Origin of the sequence: Sanguibacter gelidistatuariae (genome assembly GCF_900096585.1) — a bacterium.
In the GTDB taxonomy this organism is placed as follows: Bacteria; Actinomycetota; Actinomycetes; order Actinomycetales; family Cellulomonadaceae; genus Sanguibacter; species Sanguibacter gelidistatuariae.
The window spans coordinates 329,581-348,269 of sequence record NZ_FMYH01000003.1 but is presented as its reverse complement, the minus strand read 5'-3'; the positions used below and the strand labels follow the sequence as shown (position 1 = coordinate 348,269).

Below are 18,689 nucleotides of genomic sequence, written 5' to 3'. Positions count from 1 at the left end.
CCTCATGATGCCGGGTTTTTCTGGGAGCTTGCCGAGAGCCTGCAGGTCCAGGGGGCCGACCGGCTACCGCCGCGAGAGCATCTCCTGGGCCCGACGGCGGGCCCAGCCCTCGGCGGCGAGCACCGCCTCGAGGGTGAGCGCGGGCGAGGACACGTGCTCGGCGACCACGCGCTCGACCGTCTCGACGATGTCGAGGAAGCCGATCCGCCCAGCCAGGAATGCCGCGACGCATTCCTCGTTCGCGGCGTTGTAGACGGCCGGGTAGGTACCGGATGCCTCCGCCACCTCGCGGGCGAGACGCACCGCTCCGAAGAGCTCCTCGTCCAGTGCCTCGAAGGTCCACGACGTCGGGTCGGTCCAGCGGCACGGGGTCGCGACATCCGAGAGCCGCTCGGGCCAGCTCAGGCCGAGCGCGATGGGCAGGCGCATATCGGGGGGCGAGGCCTGGGCGATCGTCGAGCCGTCGACGAACTCGACCATGGAGTGGACCACCGACTGCGGGTGCACCACGACCGTGATGTCGCGGACCGGCACGTCGAAGAGCAGGTGCGCCTCGATGAGCTCGAGCCCCTTGTTCATGAGCGTCGCGGAATTGATGGTCACGACCGGTCCCATGGACCACGTGGGGTGCGCGAGCGCAGCGTCGGGCGTGACGGTCTTGACGTCGTCCCTCGCCCAACCGCGGAAGGGGCCGCCGGAGGCGGTGAGGATGAGGCGGCGCACCTCGCGGTGCTCGCCCGAGCGCAGGCACTGCGCGATCGCGGAGTGCTCGGAGTCCACCGGGACGATCTGGTCGCCGCGACGCTGGGCCGCCTTGACCAGCGAGCCACCCACGACGAGCGACTCCTTGTTGGCCAGCGCCAGGGAGGATCCAGCCGCCAGGGCAGCGAGGGTGGGGCCCAGGCCCACCGACCCCGTGATCCCGTTGAGCACGACGTCGGCGCCCGCGCCGGCAAGGGCGGTCGCGGCCTCGGGACCGGCGAGGATCTCCACGGGACGCACGGGGCGACCCGACTCCCCCTGGCGGAGGGCGATGTGCCGGGCGAGCTCGGTGCGTCGCGCGTCGTCGGCGATTGCGACGAGCGGCACGTCGAAGGCGACGACCTGCTCGGCGAGCAGGGCGAGGTTGGCCCCGCCCGCGCTGAGCGAGGCGACCTGGAACCGGTCGCGGTGGCGAGAGATCACGTCGAGGGCCTGCGTGCCGATCGATCCGGTCGAGCCCAGGAGGGCGACGCTGCGCGGGTCGCCAGAGACAGAAGTGCTGGACACGGCGCTACTCGACACCGAGCAGGACCTCGACCGTTCGGGCGAAGAACGCGTCGACGGGGGCCTCGGCGTAACCGCCGCGGCCCTTGCGGCGCCGGAAGACGGCACTGCGCACGTCCTGGGCCGCGAGGGCGGAGGTGCGGTCGAAGTAGGCGACGAGCCGCTCGCACAGGTCGTCGACGTCGTCGGTGTCGTAGGCCGGCTCGCCACGGTCGGCGCGGGCGAACCGCTCACCGTCCGGGCGCCCCAGGCGCCCGTAGAGCGATTGCGCGCGCTCGGCCAGGTCGGCCATCCACGCGTCCGGCCCGCGGGTCACTGTGAACTCGTGCCGCTGGCGGGCGACGAAGGCGCTCTCGAGCCGCGCCAGCGCGGCGTCGACCTCGGCCGTGGAGTATCCGCCGTGTGTCAGGTCGAAGGCGCAGGTCTGGATGTCGCGACTGGTCAGCGGTTCGGTCACGGCCCCCTCGTAGACCTCGCGGGCATGGTCGAAGAACTCGTCGACCTCGTCGGTGTCGTAGCCGACTCGCAGCTTGGAGACCGTTGAAAAGACCTTCGTCATGACGCTTCTTCCGCCGCGAGCTGCCCGCACGCACCGTCGATGTCGCTGCCGCGGGTGTCACGGACCGTCGTTGGGATCCCGTGTCCGCGCAAGCGTGCCACAAACTCCGCCTCGACCGCCGGATCGCTCGCGGTCCAGATCGACCCCGGCGTGGGGTTGAGCGGGATCGGGTTGACGTGCACCCAGCCCCGCCCGCGTGCGGTGAGCTTCTCGCCCAGCAGGTCGGCGCGCCAGGCATGGTCGTTCATGTCCCGGATGAGGGCGTACTCGATGCTCACGCGCCGTCCGGTGACCTCGAAGTAGTTGCGCGCGGCGTCGAGGACCTCGTCGACGGACCACCGGGTGTTGATCGGCACGAGGTCGCTGCGCAGCTCGTCGTCAGGGGCATGCAAGGACAGCGCGAGGGTGACCGGGATGCCCTCCTTGGCGAGCTTGAGCATGGCCGGAACGAGGCCCACGGTCGAGACAGTGATGTTCCGGGCGGACATGCCGAACCCGTCCGGGGTCGGCGCGATCGCCTGGCGCACGGTGCCCATGACGGCCTTGTAGTTGGCCATCGGCTCGCCCATGCCCATGAAGACGAGGTTGTTCAACCGGGTCGGCCCACCGGGAATCTCGCCGTCGGCGAGGGACTTCGCCGCGAGGCGGACCTGTTCGACAATCTCTGCGGTCGACAGGTTCCGGGTCAGGCCCAGCTGACCGGTCGCGCAGAAGGGGCACGCCATGCCGCAGCCGACCTGGCTCGAGACGCACAGCGTCGAGCGGTTGGTGTACCGCATGAGCACGGACTCGACCTTGACCTTGTCGTGGAGGTGCCACAACGTCTTGACGGTGGTCCCACCGTCGGCCTCCATCGTGCGGACCTTGGTCAGCAGCTCGGGGAAGAGCTGGGAGACGAGGTGGTCTCGACTGGCCTTGGGCAGGTCGAGCATGTCCGCGGGGTCGGCTGTGAGGTGCGTGAAGTAGTGGTTGGCGAGCTGCTTGGCCCGGAAGGGCTTCTCCCCCAGCGCGGTCACTGCCTCGACGCGTTCTTCGGGGGTCATGTCCGAGAAGTGCCGCGGCGCCTTGCCGCGCTTGGGCGCTGCCATCGTCAGGGCGAGCGGAGTCTTCAGGCCTGCCGACTGGGCAGCCGTCAGTCCAGTCGTTGCCGCGGTCTGTTGTCCAGCCATGTTCACAGTCCAGTCACTTGCAGAGAGATGTTCGGGTGCGGTCACCGGTGTGCGGTGAGCGCGGCGCGGCCGCCGAGGTGGGTGGCGACTGCGTGGGATCAGGTCGCCACGCTCGGGGCGACCGAGAAGAGGAGGTAGACGAACGGGGCGGTCAGGAGCATCGAGTCGAGCCGGTCCAGCACTCCCCCGTGCCCGGGGAGCAGGGAACCCATGTCCTTCAATTCTAGGTCGCGCTTGATCATCGACTCCGCGAGGTCACCCAGGGTCGCAGTCAGCGGGGCGAGGAACCCGAGGGTGAGGCCGATCACCGGGTTGATCTTGAGCACGAGCACGGCACCGACCAGGCCCACCGCGAGGGCAAGCACGAAGGACCCGGCCAGGCCCTCCCAGCTCTTCTTCGGGCTGACCGACGGCGCAAGAGGATGCTTGCCAAAACGCACCCCGGCGAAGAAACCGCCGACGTCGTTGGCCACCGCGAGGAGGATGAACAGGAGCACCTGCTCACGTCCGTTGTCCGCGGCCAGCATGAGCATCACAAAACCCGCCATGAGCGGCAGGTAGGCCGCCGCAAACACGCCCGCCGCGGCGTCCCGGACCGCGGCGATTCCACCGCCATCCACGACCCGCCAGACGACGAGCCCGGCGACCGTGAGGATGAAGGACACCATGAGCGCCTCGGCGCCCGCGGTGTACGTCGAGATGAGCATGCCCGCGGTCCCGACCCACAGCGGCAGCAGCGGGATCCGCACGTCCCGGCGCCCGAGGGCGCGCGAGAGCTCCCACAGCGCCGCGCCGATCGCCAGGATCGCGAAGCCGATGAAGACCTCCTTGCGGAAGTACAACGACCCGCCGACCACGGCGAGCAGACCGACCCCGACCGCGATCGCGACCGGCAGGTTCCTGCCCCCGCGCGACGGAGCGGGGCCAGCCTCGGAGAATGCGGACTCGGTCATCAGACTTCGAGCAGCTCGGCTTCCTTGTTGACCAGCATGACGTCGACAGCCTCGACGTGACGCTTGGTGAGGATCTCGAGCTCCTTCTCGGCGCGGGCGCCCTCGTCCTCGCCTGCCTCGCCGTCCTTGACCAGGCGGTCGAGGGTCTCCTTGGCCTTGCGCCGGATGCTGCGGACGGAGACCTTGGCGTCCTCCGACTTGGTCTTGGCGAGCTTGACGTACTCCTTGCGACGCTCCTGGGTGAGCATCGGCAGCACGATCCGGATGACGTTGCCGTCGTTGCTCGGGTTGACCCCGAGGTCGGAATCGCGCAGCGCGCGCTCGATCCCCGCCAGCACCGTCTTGTCGAAGGGCGTGATGAGGATGGTCCGCGCCTCGGGGGTGTTGAAGGATGCGAGCTGCTGCAACGGAGTGGGTGCGCCGTAGTACTCCACGACGATCCGGTTGAACATCGACGCACTGGCCCGGCCGGTGCGGATGCTCGCGAAGTCGTTCTTGGCGACCTCGATCGCCTTGTCCATCTTTTCTTCAGCCTCGAGGAGGGTCTCGTCGATCACCGGTACTCCTTCATCACGATTGAGCGCCACACGGTCGGCGTGGCAGGGTCACGGCTGACGCTCGTCAGCCCGTCTGGCTTCAGTCTGCGGTGAGCAGCGTGCCGATCTTCTCACCCAGGAGCGCGCGGGTGACGTTCCCGGGCGTGTCCATCCCGAACACGCGCATGTGCACGTTGTTGTCCCGGCACAGGCTCAGCGCGGTGGCGTCCATCACAGCCAGGCCCTCGACGAGGGCATCGGTGTAGGTGAGCGTGTCGAGCTTGATCGCGTCCGGGTTGGTCCGGGGGTCGGCCGAGTAGACGCCGTCGACACCGTTCTTGCCCATGAGCACCTCCTGGCAGTGCGTCTCCAGGGAACGCTGCGCGGCAACCGTGTCGGTCGAGAAGTACGGCATGCCGGCGCCGGCACCGAAGATGACCACGCGGCCCTTCTCGAGGTGGCGGATCGCCCGCAGCGGGATGTACGGCTCGGCCACCTGGCCCATCGCGATCGCGGTCTGCACGCGGGTGCTCACACCGGCCTGCTCGAGGAAGTCCTGCAGCGCGAGGCAGTTCATGACCGTCCCGAGCATGCCCATGTAGTCCGCGCGGGCGCGGTCCAGGCCCTGCTGGGAGAGCTCGGCCCCGCGGAAGAAGTTCCCCCCGCCGACGACGATCGCCACCTGCACGCCCGCCGCGACGGCCTCGGCGATCTCGGCGGCGACTCGGCGTACGACGTCCGAGGCCAGACCGATCTGCCCACCGCCGAAGGCTTCGCCCGAGAGCTTGAGCAGCACCCGGCGGGCTTCGCCGGGGAAAGTCTCGCCTGTGGTTGCGTCAGTCGTGCCCTGAGTCACTTGTGTTCCCATCCTGCGTTCTTGGCCGAAGCCGTCGTCGAGCGGAGACCTCCCGCGATGATCGCACGAGCCGCGCCACTGTGTGCGGAAGCCCGGCCCGCAGATGCTGCGAGCCGGGCGACCGATCAAAAGGAGTCCTCAGGCGCCGACGCGGAACCGCACGAAGCCGGTGGCGGAGCCGCCGACCTCGTCGAAGGTCTTGGCGACCGTCTTCTTCGGGTCCTTCGCGAGGGGCTGCTCGAGCAGGACGACGTCCTTGAAGAACCCGCCCAGGCGACCCTCGACGATCTTCGGAAGCGCCGCCTCGGGCTTGCCCTCGTTGCGCGACGTCTCCTCGGCGATGCGACGCTCGTTGACGACCGTCTCGGCGGGGACGTCCTCGCGGCTCAGGAACGTCGGGGACATCGCGGCGATGTGCTGCGCGACGTCCTTGCCCACGGCCGCGCCGGCCTCGTCAGAGCCGACCAGGACACCGATCGAGGGCGGGAGGTCCTTGCTCGTGCGGTGCAGGTAGCTCGTGACCTTGGGGGCCGACAGGCTCGCGACGCGACGCAAGACGATCTTCTCGCCGAGCGTGGCTGCGGTCGAGCTGATGAGCTCGGCCAGGGTCTGACCGTCGGCCTCGGCGGCCAGGGCTGCCTCGGTCTCGGTGGCACCGCTCGCGACGACGGCAGCGAGCACGCGCTCGGCGAGGGCGATGAAGCTGTCGCTCTTGGCGACGAAGTCGGTCTCGGAGTTGAGCTCGATCATCGTGCCGACCTCACCCGCGTCCGTCGGGGTCACGACCAGGGCGACGAGGCCCTCGGAGGTGGTGTTGCCCTCGCGCTTGCTGACGCCCTTGAGACCCTTGATGCGGATGATCTCGAGTGCCTTCTCAGCGTTGCCGTCAGCCTCGTCAAGAGCCTTCTTGACGTCGAGCATGCCGGCACCGGTGCGCTCGCGCAGTGCCTTGATGTCAGCGGCGGTGTAGTTCGCCATAGTCTTAGTGTCCTTTTGCGTGAAGATAGCGGGTTCTACAGATCGGGTGGCCGCCCGAGTCAACTCGGACGGCCACCCGGGACGATCTGCTTACTTGGCTTCGGCCTCGTCAGCAAGAGCCTCGGCGACGGCCTCGGAAGGAGCCTCGACGATGGCCACGGCCGGAGCCTCGACGACGACCTCGACAGCTGCCTCAGCGGCGGGCGCCTCGACGGCGACGGCAGCCTCAGCGGCAGCCACCTCCGCGACGACCTCGGCCGGAGCCTCGGCAGTCACGACGACGTCGGCCACGGCGGCGACGGGAGCCTCGAGAAGCTCACGCTCCCACTCGGCGAGCGGCTCGGCGGCCGCGCCGGCGTCGGCTCCGGACTTGCCGGCGTGACGCTGGATGAGGCCCTCGGCGACCGCGTCAGCGATCACACGGGTGAGCAGCGCGACGGCGCGGATCGCGTCGTCGTTGCCGGGGATCTTGTAGTCCACGACGTCGGGGTCGCAGTTGGTGTCCAGGATCGCGACGATCGGGATGTGCAGCTTGCGCGCCTCGTCGACGGCCAGGTGCTCCTTGTTGGTGTCCACGATCCACACGGCGGAGGGAACCTTCGCCATGTCGCGGATGCCACCGAGGGTCTTGGCGAGCTTGTCGCGCTCGCGACGCATGATGAGCAGCTCCTTCTTGGTGAAGGAGCTTCCAGCGACGTCGGCGAAGTCGATCTGCTCAAGCTCCTTGAGGCGCTGCAGACGCTTGTTGACGGTCTGGAAGTTGGTGAGCATCCCACCCAGCCAGCGGTGGTTCACGTAGGGCATGCCGACGCGGACGGCCTGCTCGGCGACGGGCTCCTGAGCCTGCTTCTTCGTTCCGACGAAGAGGATCGATCCGCCGTGGGCGACCGTCTCCTTGACGAACTCGTAAGCGGTGTCGATGTAGGACAGCGACTGCTGGAGGTCGACGATGTAGATGCCGTTCCGCTCCGTGAAGATGAAGCGCTTCATCTTCGGGTTCCAGCGGCGGGTCTGGTGTCCGAAGTGGACACCACTGTCGAGGAGCTGGCGCATGGTCACAACGGCCATGGCACTTCCTTTCGATGCGATCCGGACCTAGTCCCTACATCGCACGCATGTGTGGCGGCCCTCACGGGCCGCATATCGGTTGATGACGCCTCCGAGACGGAGAACGTCCCTAGCACCAAGGGCGACGACGCCGGGTTTCCCCGGACCTCTGCCGTCGCACCTGACCGGCAAGACCGGACAACTGGTGCGTGAAGTCGATCGCTGGGCCGACTGCACCTGGTTACCCAGGGCAGCACGAACATGACGATCGCATCTATCAGTCTACCCGACTTCACCCCTGTGGAAGTCCAGGGCTACGCACAGGCGTCGCCGGCCCGCGCACGGGCGACCGAGAGGTCCGGGCACGATCGAAGCATGTACTCCGGCCACCCCGCGAAAGGCTTCCCCCGACCTTCACCGGCGGGGCCGTCGGCCGTGCTGCTGGCTCTTCTCCTGGCGCTGTCTCCGACTCCGGCCCTCGCCTCCGCGGGGAGCCCGTCGGTCGTCGATCAAGCGGTTCGGGGTGATCCGGCAGATGCGGCCTCCGGTCCCGACTACATCCTGCCGATCCCGGCACCCGCGCCGCTCGGTCGGATCACCCGGGCCGAGCTCCTCGACTCGGGCCTGCTCACCCGCGACTTCGTCGACCCCGGGCCTCGCTGGGGCGCCGGCCACCGTGGGGTCGACCTGGCCGCGGGCGCCGGAACCGCGGTCGTAGCACCCGCGGCCGGCACGGTGTCCTTCGTGGGCGTGGTCGTCGACCGCCCGCTCGTGGTCATCACCCACGCTGACGGCCTGCGGTCCACCCTCGAACCCGTGACGAGCGACCTACCGACCGGTTCCCAGGTCGGCGCGGGAGAGCGCATCGGCTCGTTGGCCGTCGAGCCCTCGACGCACTGCGCACCGGCGCAGTGCCTGCACTGGGGCGTGCGGCGGGGCGAGGACTATGTGGATCCGCTCATCCTGCTGGGAGCGGTCGAGGCCGTGATCCTGCTCCCGGTGGGGTAGGTCGCGGGCGCGCCGACCGGTCTCAGTGACTCTCGCTCCGGGTGAGCTTGGCCCGCAGCCGGATCATCGCGGCGGTATGCATCTGCGAGATCCGCGACTCGGTGACGCCGAGCACCCGGCCGATCTCGGCCAAGGTCATTCCCCTCGTAGTAGTAGAGCACCAGCATGATCTTCTCGCGCTCTCCGAGCTGGTCCATCGCTCGGGAGAGCAGAAACTTCGTCTCCTTCGCCTCGAAGGTCCCCGCCGGGTCATGCATCTTGGACCGCTGCACGGAGTCGAGCGAGCTCACCTGGTCCATGCGTTCTCCGCCGCCCAGGACCTCGTCGAGCGCAACAAGGTTCACCGTGGAGACCTGGCTCTGGATGGCCCGCAGATCCGCCACCGGGATCTCCATGTGCGCCGCGATCTCATCGTTCGACGGCACGCGGTGCAGCTTGCCCTCAAGCTCGGAGTGAGCGCGGTCGACCGCCCTCGCCTTGGACCGCACCGACCTGGGGATCCAGTCGGCGGCCCGCAGCTCATCGAGGATCGCGCCGCGGATCCGTGAGTTCGCGTAGGTCTCGAACTTCACGTCCCGGCCGATCTCGAACTTCTCGATCGCATCGATGAGGCCGAACATCCCGTAGGACACCAGGTCGGCATGCTCGACCGAGCTCGGCAGCTTCATGCCGACCCGCGAGGCGACCATCGCCACGAGCGGTGCGTAGTGCAGGATCAGGCACTCACGCAGGGCCGACACCTTCGTCGCCTTGTACTGCCCCCACACCTCGAGGATGGCGTCTCGCTGCGCGACCTCCTGGCGACCGGAGTCGACGGCGACGCCCCCTGCGGGCGGGAGTCCGTCGACGGCCTTGAGCGCGGCCTGATCGAGCCGTTCGTGCAGCAGGCCCGACCGCGCCGGACGAGTCGTCGTCAGCGCAGCGCTCTGCTCGTCGCGTGCGGCGGTGGCGCTCAGTACTGTCATGGTGCTCTCGGACTCTCTCATGCGCGTGGGTGCGCGAGCTGATAGGACGACCGCAGACGTTCGGCGGAGACGTGCGTGTATCGCTGGGTGGTGGCAAGGGTCGCGTGACCGAGGACCTCCTGCACGGTGCGCAGGTCTGATCCCCCCTGCAGCAGGTGGGTCGCGGCTGAGTGGCGCAGATCGTGCGGGGCCACGTCGTCGACGCCAGCGACGGCCGAGAGACGGTGCACGGCGTCGCGCACCTGACGCTGGCCCCAGCGCTGACCTCGCTGGCCGATGAAGAGCGCATCGGTGCTGGAGCTGTTGACAAGCGTCGGGCGTCCACGCTCGAGCCACTCACGGACCGCGTGGGCGGCCGGGACGCCGAACGGGACCACCCGTTCCTTGTCACCCTTGCCCAGTACCCGCACGGAGCGCTGGTCCAGGTCGATGTCACGGATGTCCAGGTCGACGACCTCGCCCACCCGTGCCCCGGTGGCGTAGAGAAGCTCGACACAGGCCCAGGTACGCAGTTCCACCGGGCCACCTTCGGTGGCAAGGTCGCGGGCCGCGTCCATGAGCGTCGCCGCGCTGTTGACCGCGAGCACGGTGGGCAGGACCTTGTGCAGGCGCGGGCTGGCCAGACGCGCGGCCGGGTCCTGCTCGATCCGGTCCGTGCGGGTGGCCCACTCGAAGAAGGTGCGGGCGGCCGCGCCGCGGCGGGCCACCGTCGAGCGAGAGAGCTCGCGGGTGGCCATCTCGGCGAGCCATCCGCGCAGCGTGGAGAGGTCCATCTGAGCGTAGGAGTCGATGCCTCGGCTCCGGGCGAAGGAGAAGAGCTGTTCAAGGTCCGAGGTGTAGGCGCGGACGGTATGCGCAGACAGGCCGCGCTGGGCGCTCAGGTGCAGCGCAAAGTCGGCTAGGAGGGCGGGCGCGTCCGTGCGCTGCAAAGCATCTGCTACCGAATGCATGCCATTACGGTGGCGTGTGTTCGCTCAGGATTCAAGATGCGACACGCTCCCAATCGTCAAAACCAGACCGGTTTGCCGGATTTTACAGTGAAAACTGATAGCGAATCAGCAGGCATCCAAACAAACTTCACCCACACACATTTCTCGTGATCTACGTTTTCAGGATATCGTCCGCTTCCAGCCGATGCCATCGCGTGCGGCGAGCCCGGCCAGCTCAAGCCTGCCGACGCCGGCCATCGCCTCGGCCGGGCTCACCCCGGCCGCCCGCCCGATCGCCTCCAGACCCGCCCCACGGCGCACCGGCAACGCCTCGTAGACGAGGGCGGTCACGGCGTCGAGTCCGTCGTGCGGACGGTGGTCAGACGCCTCCCGGGCTTGCTCCCGATCCTGCGCGCCCGAGCCGTCCTCCCCCAGCGGGCTGGCCAGCTCGCACACCTCCGCGAGGTCGGTGACGCACACCGCACGCCCCTCGCGGAGCAGCCGGTGGCACCCGGCCGAGGCCATCGACGTCACCGGTCCCGGAACCGCTCCGACCGGCCGGAGCAGGTCGAGGGCGAGGGCTGCTGTTGCCAGCGATCCGGACCGCCACGCCGCCTCCACCACGACGGTCGCGGCGCCCGCGGCCGCGATCAGCCGGTTCCGCTTGAGGAAGCGCACCCGGCTGGGCACCGAGCCGGGGGGCACCTCGCTCAGGACAAGGCCCCCGCCGTCGGCCACCGCCCGCAGCAGGTCGGCGTTCCCCGCCGGGTAGAGGCGATCGATGCCGCCGGCAAGGAACGCCACCGTCGGTCCGTCACCCGCGAGAGACCCCCGATGCACGGCCGCATCGATGCCGTAGGCGCCGCCCGAGACCGTCGTGAAGCCGCGGTCACCCAGGCCCATGCTGAACTCTCCGGCAACCCGTTCCCCATAGTCGGTGCACGCCCGCGCCCCGACGAGGGCGACCGCCCGCTCGAGCGTGGGACCGACCGGGGCGTCGCCGCGAACCCACAGGCACATCGGGGCGCTCGGCCCCAGGTCCGCGAAGCGCCGCGGCCACTCCTCGCCCTCCGGGATGATCAGCCGACCGCCGAGCCGGGTCAGCACGGACACCTCTCTGCGTGGATCGAGGCCCTCCAGGCGCGGCTGCCATCGCGCGACCGCGCGCTCGATGCGACGGCGCGCGACGGCGTCGTCCACGCCGAGGTGAGCGCACAGCCTCCCGACGCCGTGCACGATCGAGCTCGCCTCGCTCGTCATCGCCGCGAGCCAACGAAGCGCCGCCGCGGCGCCCACCCCCGCGACAAGCGCTCCGGCCACCTCGTCACCGGGCTCCACGAGCCTGCTCCATGCCGCCCGGGCCAGCGCAATCTCCTCGAGGTCGCTCGGTGTGAGGCTGGCCGGGACGGGAGCGGACGGAGCTGTGCCGCCTGTCGCGCTCACAGCCCCTGCCCCCGGGTGCGCAGCAGGAGCGCCTGCCCGATCTGATCGGGCCCGGGGCTCCCCTGGCCGGCGAGGTCCGCGAGCGTCCAGGCCACCCGCAGCACCCGGTCCGCCCCGCGCAGGCTCAGCGCGCCTCTCTCCATGGCCCGGTCCAGGTCCCCCAGCAACGACCGGTCCCCGCCCAGCCGGGCGCGCAGCCACGTCCCGGGAACCTCGCCATTCGTCGTCCACGGCGTCGCGGTGAGTCGTTCGCGCGCCGCCCGTCGGGCGAGCGCCACGCGAGCGGCCACGACGGCCGTCCCCTCCCCCGTCGCCTCGCTGGCCATGTCCAAGCGGGTCACCGGGTGCACCTCGACCTGCAGGTCCACCCGGTCCAACAACGGCCCCGACAGTCGCGCGAAATAGCGTCGGCGTGCCATCGGTGTGCATGTGCAGGCGAGGCCCTTGCCGATCGCCAGGCCGCACGGGCACGGGTTGGCCGCGAGCACCAGCTGGAAGCGTGCCGGGTACCGGGCACTGCCGGCTGCCCGTTGGATGACCAGCTCCCCGTGCTCGAGGGGCTGGCGCAGGGTCTGCAGCACCCGGGGGGAGAACTCCGGTGCCTCATCCATGAACAGCACGCCGCGGTGCGCGCGGCTCGCCGCACCCGGTCGCGGCACACCCGAACCGCCACCGACCACGGCGGCCGGGGTCGCGGTGTGGTGCGGGTCCTCGAAGGGAGGCCGGGTCATGAGACCGTCGCTCGGGTCGAAGGTCCCCGCGATCGAGTGGACCGACGTCACCTCGACCGCCTCCGCCTCGGTGAGGTCCGGCAGCAGCCCCGGCAGCCTCGCCGCGAGCATCGTCTTGCCGGTCCCCGGAGGTCCGACCATGAGCAGATGGTGCCCGCCCGCCGCGGCCACCTCGAGGGCGACCCGGGCGTGCAGCTGCCCGACGACGTCACGCAGGTCCGCGCACTCGTCCGGCTCCCGCACGGGCCCCGGACGGTGAGACCGGACCGGGACGGCCGGGACCGGCACCGAGGCTCCGTAGGCGTGGGCGATCTCGGCGAGGGTGTGCACCGCGGTGATCGTCGCCCCCGGGACCAGTCGCGCCTCCGCCTCGTCCTGGGCGGGCACGACGAAGCGCGTCACCCCTTGCCGCAGGCCAGCGACGACAGCAGGCAGCACACCCCGGACGGAGTGCACCCGCCCGTCGAGACCGAGCTCGCCCAGGTGGACCACCCCGGCGGGGGCGGCCGGGTCGATCAGGCGGGCGCCGGCGAGCATGGCGACGGCGATCGCCAGGTCGTAGCCGGATCCGGACTTGGGGAGCGAGGCGGGCGAGAGGTTGACGGTGACCTTGCGTTGCGGTAGCACGAGGCCGGCCGAGGACAGCGCCGCCCGGACCCTGTCGCGGGACTCGGCCAGTGCGGCGTCGGGCAGGCCCACGAGGGAGAAGCCGGGCACGGAAGCTGCCAGGTGCGCCTCGACCTCGATGACGTACCCGCGCAGGCCGAGGAGGGCTACCGCGAGCGTGCGGCCGAGCGCCATCAGCTGATCCCCGTGATGTGCTCGACGCGGGCCGCGCCGGTCGGATCCAGGATCACGGCCAGCACATCGATACGGATGGATGCGGCCCGGGGCGCGTGCTCGGTGAGCCACTGCCCGGCCAGGCGCTTGAGGCGGGCGAGCTTGTCGGCCGTGATCGCCTCGGCGGGATGGCCGAAGCCCAGCCCTGTGCGGGTCTTGACCTCGACGACGACAATCTCCTCGCCGTGCCACGCGACGATGTCGAGCTCGCCTCGGGTCCCCCGCCAGTTCCGCTCGATCAGGACGTACCCGGCGTCGACGAGGAAGGTCGCCGCGATGTCTTCCCCTCGGCGTCCGACCGCTGCTCTGCTGTCCGTCATGACCCACCTCCGACGACCACTGTGCGTCGGCGCGGGGTCAGGTCACCGCTGGGGAGCGGCCGCGGTGGATGCCGCCGCGCTGACCCGCCCTGTGGGCGGGCTGTTCACCTTCCGGTGCCTGGGTCGTCGGAGCTCAGGCGTCGTCAGAGCTCAAGCTCGGCCTGGACGAGCTCCTCGACGTTCACATCCTTGAACGTCACGACGCGCACGGACTTCACGAACCGCTTCGAGCGGTACACGTCCCAGACCCAGGCGTCGCTCAGGCTCAGCTCGAAGTACACCTCGCCCGCCGCGGACCGCACCTGCAGGTCGACGTTGTTCGCGAGGTAGAACCGTCGCTCGGTCTCCACCACGTAGGCGAACAGCCGCACCACATCGCGGTACTCGCGGTACAGCGCGAGCTCCATGTCGGTCTCGTAGTTCTCTAGGTCCTCAGCGCTCACTGGACCATCATGGACCATCCACGCCCTGCCGGTCGGCACCGACCACGCCGGGGAGCTTCCAGCTGAGCCGGTGCAGCGGGCTGGGGCCGCCCTTGGTGAGCGCGGCGATGTGCATGGACGAGCCGTATCCCTTGTTGGCGACCCAGCCGTACTCGGGGTGCATCTTAGCCAGCGACGTCATCTCGGCGTCCCGCGCGCACTTGGCGACGACGCTCGCCGCTGCGACCGAGGCACAGCTCAGGTCGGCCTTGACGCGGGTGTGGACGGTCGGGGCACGGTAGCCCTCGGGAGCCGGGACCTCGGGGGCCTCGAGGAAGCTCAGCAGGTCCGGTTCCGGCTCGGTCAGCCAGTCGTGCGAGCCGTCCAGCAGGACGACGTCGACCGGCCCGACCGCCAGGGCCACCTCGGTCAGGGCCCGTTGGCCGGCGAGGCGCAGCGCACGGATGATCCCGAGGGCGTCGATCTCGGCCGACGACGCGGACCCGACCGCGTAGGCCAGTGCCCAGTCGTCGATCAGCGGGAGGTACTCGGTCCGGGCTCGGGCGGTGAGCACCTTGGAGTCGGTCAGCCCGACCGGGCACACGCCCGTGCCGGCGTCGACCACGCAGACGCCGACGCTCACCGGACCGGCGAGGGCTCCGCGACCGACCTCATCCATCCCCGCGACCAGCTGGGCGCCCGTGCTCAGCAGCTCGCTCTCGTGGGCGAGGTCGGCAAAGACCGGGGGAATCTTGACGCGCTTGGTCACGGCTCTGGGACGTCCTTGAAGGTCTCGCCGGGGTTGCGGAGCCAGCCGACGCTGCTCAGCGGCCAGACCTTCACGAAGGCAGTTCCCACGACGTTGTCGAGGGGGACGAACCCGCCGCCCGGGCTTCCGCCGTTGTACCTGGAGTCGCTCGAGTGCGCACGGTTGTCGCCCATCACCCAGAGGAAGTCTTCGGGGACGACCTGGTCGAACTCGATCACAGAGGGCGCAGATCCGGGCTTGAGATAGGGCTCGTCGATCGATTCGCCGTTGACGCTGATCCGGCCCTCGGCGTCGCAGCACACGACGTGGTCCCCGCCCACGCCGATGACCCTCTTGACCAGGTGCTCGCCCGCGTCCTGGGGCAGCAGCCCGATGAAAGTCAGACCGTTGGTAACCGCCTGCTGGAACGGGGTGCGGTCGGGGGTGGCCATGCCCGCCAGCCAGGTCCCCGGATCCTTGAACACCACGACGTCCCCGCGGTGGACGTCAAACACGCCCGGCACCATCTTGGAGACGAGGATCCGGTCTCCCTCGACGAGGGTGTCCTCCATCGATCCGCTGGGGATGAAGAACGCCTGGACGAAGAACGACTTGATGATCCAGGACAGCACGAGCGCGCTGACCAAGATGATGAGCACCTCCCGGAGGAAGGAGCCTCTCTTCGGCTTCGGCACCGCCCGATGCTCGGCTGCGTGTTCGTCTGATGTCACCCGCATACTGTGCCACCTCTCGACCCATTCATCGAACGCACCCGGCCGCTCCGGCCCATCCCGTCGTCGTCCCGGCCACGCCTTCGCGGGGACGACGACGGGCGGTCACCTAGAAGGTGACCGCCCGTCGTCGATCGTGCTTGGCCTGCCCCGCGCGTCAGCCGACGCGCTCGGCGAAGCTCAGCGGGCCCGCGCAACCGTCACCGGTGCGCGGGCGCCACGTCACTTCGAGGGGAACGCGTCGCGCTTTTCCTTGATCTTGGCCTTCTTGCCGCGGAGCTTGCGCAGGTAGTACAGCTTCGCGCGACGGACGTCACCGCGGCTGATGACCTCGATGGACTCGATCGAGGGGACGTTGATGGGGAACTTACGCTCCACACCGACACCGAAGCTGATCTTGCGGACGCTGAACGTCTCGCCCACGCCGCCACCGTGGCGGGAGATGACGACGCCCTGGAACGCCTGGACGCGAGAGCGGGTGCCCTCGACGACCTTGACGTTGACCTTCACGGTGTCGCCGGCACGGAAGGCCGGGATGTCGCTGCGCAGCGATGCTGCGTCGACGCTGTCAAGCGTTTTCATGTGTTCTCCCCGCCCTGCCACAGGTCAGGAACGTGTTGTGGGCCGCGCGAGAGCGCCGCCGATTCAGCAGATGAGGTCGGATCCGCACCGGCCGTGACAACGGCGAGCTCGAGAGTCCGTCGTGTCAGGCAGGTGCACGTGCTGAGGTGGACACCCCTGTGGCAGAGTCCGGTCCAGCACACACCAAGGAGCCATTCTGCCACATCCCGGGGCCGGGACAAGCGTCAAGACCGGCGCAGGGCCCCGTCGGAACCCGGGAACCAGCCGTGCCCGGCGAGCAGCGCCAGGTCGGCCTTGTCGAGGGTGGTCGGGTCGAGCGCCTCGATCATGTCCGGTCGGCGGTCGAGGGTCCGCTCGATCGCCCGGTCCCTGCGCCAGCGCACGATCTTCGCGTGGTGACCGCTCAGCAGCACCTCGGGGGCATCGAGCCCCGCCCACGACGGCGGCTTGGTGTAGACGGGGTACTCGAGCAGCCCGGCCTCGCCGTGCGACTCCTCCACGAGCGAGGCCGGGTTGCCGATGACCCCGGGCAGCAGCCGGGCGACGGCCTCGATCATCACCAGGGAGGCGACCTCCCCGCCGTTCAGGACATAGTCCCCGATCGACATCTCCCGCACGGTCCCACCCCCCTGGCGGTGACGCTCGGCCACGCGCGCGTCGATGCCCTCGTAGCGCCCGCACGCGAAGACCAGCTGGGACTCGATGACGAGCGACTCCGCGACCCGCTGGGTGAATGTCTCCCCCGAGGGGGTCGGGACGATGAGCGTGCCACCGGGCTGCAGGACGTCATCCAGGGCCGCGCCCCACACGTCCGGGCGCATGACCATGCCGGCCCCTCCCCCAAAAGGCGTGTCGTCGACTGTGCGGTGGCGGTCCGTGGTCCAGCTGCGCAGGTCGTGGACGGCGAGCTCGAGCAGACCGGACTGGGCCGCCTTGCCGACCAAGGAGAGGCTCAGCGGTGCGAGGTAGTCCGGGAAGATGGAGATGACGTCGATGCGCATCTAGCGGTCACCGTCACCGTCGCCGGCGTCTTCGTCGGCGTCATCGTCATCGACGCCGTCGGGGAGCGCGATCTCCAGGTTGGCCTTGTCCCGGGCCAGCAGGCCGCCGGGCGGGTCGAGCACAACCCTGCCCCCGGGGACGTCGACGACCGGGACCATGAGCCGGATGAACGGCACGAGAGTCCGGGTCCCGTCGGTCTCACGCAGGACGAGCATGTCGTCGGAGGGCAGGTGCTCGAGGCCGATGATCGTCCCGACGACCGTCCCGTCCGTGAGCTCGGCGCGCAGGCCGTTGAGCTCGTGCGGGTACCAGGCGTCCTCCTCCTCGGAGGCGTCGGCGTCGATGACGAGCTCGATCCCGCGAGCGTTCTCGGCCGCGGTGCGGTCGTTGAGCTCGGCGAAGGTCACGTGCCAGCGCCCGTTCTGGATCCGGTTGGCCACGACCGTGAACGGCCCGACCTCGGCCGGGACCGCACGCAGCACCTGCCCGACGGCGAATCGCTCCTCGGGATCGTCGGTCCTCAGGTCGAGCGCGACCTCTCCGCGCAGGCCGTGTGCGCGACCGATCTTGGCGACGGTCAGTTCCATAACGACTCCTTGGGCGATCCGTACAAGCGGGCGGTGCAGTGAGGTAGAGCAAGACAGGCAGGCGTGCAGACAGACCGAGGCCCGGCTGCCTCACGGCGGCCGGGCCTCGGATCATGCTTGTGTCGCATCAGCCGTTCGGCCTCAGCGACGGTCCACGTCAACGACGTCTACGCGAACTGAGTTGTCCCCAGCCAGCGCGCCGACGACGGTCCGTAGCGCTCGCGCGGTACGACCACCTCGGCCGATCACCCGGCCGAGGTCCTCGGGATGAACCCGGACCTCGAGGAGCTCGCCCCGGCGCAAGGCCTTGGCGTTCACTTGCACGTCATCGGGGTTGTCCACGATGCCGCGCACCAGGTGCTCGAGAGCGTCAGCCAACATCAGACCTGCTCCTCCGCGGGAGCGTCAGCCTCGGCGGCGGGCGCGGCGTCAGCGGCAGCCGACGCAGCAGCGGCAGCCTTCGCCTCGGACGCCTTGGCCTTGGCCTTCTCGGCGTCGGACGCAGCAGCGGCGACAGCCTCGGCAACGGCCTCAGCAGTCGGCCTTTCCTTGGTGCGCAGGGTGCCCTCGGCGCCCGGCAGGCCCTTGAACTTCTGCCAGTCACCGGTGATCTTGAGGAGCACAGCGACCTGCTCGGTCGGCTGTGCGCCGACGCTGAGCCAGTACTGCGCGCGCTCGGAGTCGATCTCGATGAACGACGGCTCTTCGGTCGGGTGGTACTTGCCGATCTCCTCGATCGAGCGGCCGTCACGCTTGGTGCGTGAGTCAGCGACGACGATGCGGTAGTACGGAGCGCGGATCTTGCCGAGACGCTTCAGACGAATCTTGGTGGCCACAGTGGTGGTCTCTCCTGGTTCTGATGAGGGTGAACCGTGCATCGTCCCGGCGGGGTGCGGGGCGACGAGTGGTTCGGGACACGGCCATGCACGGTGAGAGGGGCCGGGCAAGCCGAGTACAGGGGCTTATTATGCCAGATCCATGACGGGCCGCGCGACAGCCACCGTACCGGTCACCGCA

Annotated in this window: 22 protein-coding genes; 1 reads left to right on the top strand and 21 read right to left on the bottom strand. The window is 69.7% G+C overall.

The window, feature by feature from the left end; translation table 11 throughout:
- Positions 1–63: 63 nt before the first annotated feature.
- From dxr to rpsB, 8 genes are all read right to left on the bottom strand, one after another.
- On the bottom strand, positions 64–1,269 hold the full coding sequence (gene dxr, locus BLQ50_RS09315; protein ID WP_093183081.1) for a 1-deoxy-D-xylulose-5-phosphate reductoisomerase: 1,206 nt from the start codon (positions 1,267–1,269) through the stop codon (positions 64–66).
- Between the two features lie 4 nt (positions 1,270–1,273).
- Positions 1,274–1,825, bottom strand: coding sequence for a DivIVA domain-containing protein (locus BLQ50_RS09310; protein WP_093183079.1), 552 nt, complete (start codon positions 1,823–1,825; stop codon positions 1,274–1,276).
- A complete protein-coding gene (gene rlmN, locus BLQ50_RS09305; RefSeq protein WP_217629148.1) occupies positions 1,822–2,913 on the bottom strand; it encodes a dual-specificity RNA methyltransferase RlmN in 1,092 nt (363 codons plus the stop codon). Before rlmN ends, BLQ50_RS09310 begins: the two co-directional genes overlap by 4 nt.
- Positions 2,914–3,092: 179 nt before the next feature.
- A complete protein-coding gene (locus BLQ50_RS09300) occupies positions 3,093–3,947 on the bottom strand; it encodes a phosphatidate cytidylyltransferase (RefSeq protein ID WP_093183076.1) in 855 nt (284 codons plus the stop codon).
- Positions 3,947–4,504 carry a ribosome recycling factor gene (frr, locus tag BLQ50_RS09295; RefSeq protein ID WP_093183075.1) on the bottom strand — a complete coding sequence of 186 codons (558 nt, stop codon included), beginning with the start codon at positions 4,502–4,504 and terminating at the stop codon, positions 3,947–3,949. Before frr ends, BLQ50_RS09300 begins: the two co-directional genes overlap by 1 nt.
- A 79-nt stretch (positions 4,505–4,583) precedes the next feature.
- Positions 4,584–5,351 (bottom strand): UMP kinase, encoded by a 768-nt coding sequence (gene pyrH, locus BLQ50_RS09290; protein ID WP_425424087.1) that lies wholly within the window; start codon positions 5,349–5,351, stop codon positions 4,584–4,586.
- Positions 5,352–5,477: 126 nt separating this feature from the next.
- Positions 5,478–6,317 carry a translation elongation factor Ts gene (tsf, locus tag BLQ50_RS09285; RefSeq protein ID WP_093183071.1) on the bottom strand — a complete coding sequence of 280 codons (840 nt, stop codon included), beginning with the start codon at positions 6,315–6,317 and terminating at the stop codon, positions 5,478–5,480.
- A 90-nt stretch (positions 6,318–6,407) separates the two neighbouring features.
- Positions 6,408–7,385 (bottom strand): 30S ribosomal protein S2, encoded by a 978-nt coding sequence (gene rpsB / locus BLQ50_RS09280; protein WP_093183070.1) that lies wholly within the window; start codon positions 7,383–7,385, stop codon positions 6,408–6,410.
- Between the two features lie 354 nt (positions 7,386–7,739).
- On the opposite strand from rpsB, the gene BLQ50_RS09275 reads away from it, so the two are divergent.
- Positions 7,740–8,372: a M23 family metallopeptidase gene (locus tag BLQ50_RS09275; protein WP_093183068.1), complete on the top strand. Its 633-nt coding sequence runs from the start codon at positions 7,740–7,742 to the stop codon at positions 8,370–8,372.
- On the opposite strand, the gene BLQ50_RS19345 is transcribed toward BLQ50_RS09275, so the two are convergent.
- From BLQ50_RS19345 to rpsP, 13 genes are all read right to left on the bottom strand, one after another.
- A complete protein-coding gene (locus BLQ50_RS19345) occupies positions 8,309–9,337 on the bottom strand; it encodes a FliA/WhiG family RNA polymerase sigma factor (protein WP_425424086.1) in 1,029 nt (342 codons plus the stop codon). The two genes, BLQ50_RS09275 and BLQ50_RS19345, sit on opposite strands and share 64 nt — an antisense overlap.
- Before the next feature lie 17 nt (positions 9,338–9,354).
- On the bottom strand, positions 9,355–10,287 hold the full coding sequence (locus BLQ50_RS09265) for a tyrosine recombinase XerC (RefSeq protein ID WP_093183067.1): 933 nt from the start codon (positions 10,285–10,287) through the stop codon (positions 9,355–9,357).
- A 159-nt stretch (positions 10,288–10,446) separates the two neighbouring features.
- Complete coding sequence (gene dprA, locus BLQ50_RS09260) at positions 10,447–11,709, bottom strand: DNA-processing protein DprA (RefSeq protein ID WP_245701038.1); 1,263 nt, start codon at positions 11,707–11,709, stop codon at positions 10,447–10,449.
- Positions 11,706–13,241 (bottom strand): YifB family Mg chelatase-like AAA ATPase, encoded by a 1,536-nt coding sequence (locus tag BLQ50_RS09255; protein ID WP_093183064.1) that lies wholly within the window; start codon positions 13,239–13,241, stop codon positions 11,706–11,708. The genes dprA and BLQ50_RS09255 overlap by 4 nt, the downstream gene beginning before the upstream one ends.
- Entirely contained in the window at positions 13,241–13,600 is a 360-nt protein-coding gene (locus tag BLQ50_RS09250) for a YraN family protein (RefSeq protein ID WP_093183062.1), read from the bottom strand. Before BLQ50_RS09250 ends, BLQ50_RS09255 begins: the two co-directional genes overlap by 1 nt.
- A gap of 143 nt (positions 13,601–13,743) precedes the next feature.
- Positions 13,744–14,043, bottom strand: coding sequence for a DUF2469 domain-containing protein (locus BLQ50_RS09245; RefSeq protein ID WP_093183060.1), 300 nt, complete (start codon positions 14,041–14,043; stop codon positions 13,744–13,746).
- A gap of 7 nt (positions 14,044–14,050) precedes the next feature.
- Positions 14,051–14,791 (bottom strand): ribonuclease HII, encoded by a 741-nt coding sequence (locus BLQ50_RS09240; protein ID WP_245701036.1) that lies wholly within the window; start codon positions 14,789–14,791, stop codon positions 14,051–14,053.
- Complete coding sequence (lepB, locus tag BLQ50_RS09235) at positions 14,788–15,465, bottom strand: signal peptidase I (RefSeq protein ID WP_245701034.1); 678 nt, start codon at positions 15,463–15,465, stop codon at positions 14,788–14,790. Before lepB ends, BLQ50_RS09240 begins: the two co-directional genes overlap by 4 nt.
- 258 nt (positions 15,466–15,723) lie before the next feature.
- Complete coding sequence (gene rplS, locus BLQ50_RS09230; protein WP_093183057.1) at positions 15,724–16,083, bottom strand: 50S ribosomal protein L19; 360 nt, start codon at positions 16,081–16,083, stop codon at positions 15,724–15,726.
- 224 nt (positions 16,084–16,307) lie between these two features.
- Positions 16,308–17,084 carry a tRNA (guanosine(37)-N1)-methyltransferase TrmD gene (trmD, locus tag BLQ50_RS09225; RefSeq protein ID WP_093183055.1) on the bottom strand — a complete coding sequence of 259 codons (777 nt, stop codon included), beginning with the start codon at positions 17,082–17,084 and terminating at the stop codon, positions 16,308–16,310.
- Complete coding sequence (rimM, locus tag BLQ50_RS09220) at positions 17,085–17,672, bottom strand: ribosome maturation factor RimM (RefSeq protein WP_093183054.1); 588 nt, start codon at positions 17,670–17,672, stop codon at positions 17,085–17,087.
- 141 nt (positions 17,673–17,813) lie between these two features.
- Complete coding sequence (locus BLQ50_RS09215) at positions 17,814–18,053, bottom strand: RNA-binding protein (protein WP_093183052.1); 240 nt, start codon at positions 18,051–18,053, stop codon at positions 17,814–17,816.
- The gene (gene rpsP / locus BLQ50_RS09210) at positions 18,053–18,508 is read right to left on the bottom strand and encodes a 30S ribosomal protein S16 (protein ID WP_093183051.1); all 456 of its coding nucleotides are present in this window, start codon (positions 18,506–18,508) and stop codon (positions 18,053–18,055) included. The genes BLQ50_RS09215 and rpsP overlap by 1 nt, the downstream gene beginning before the upstream one ends.
- Positions 18,509–18,689 lie beyond the last annotated feature (181 nt).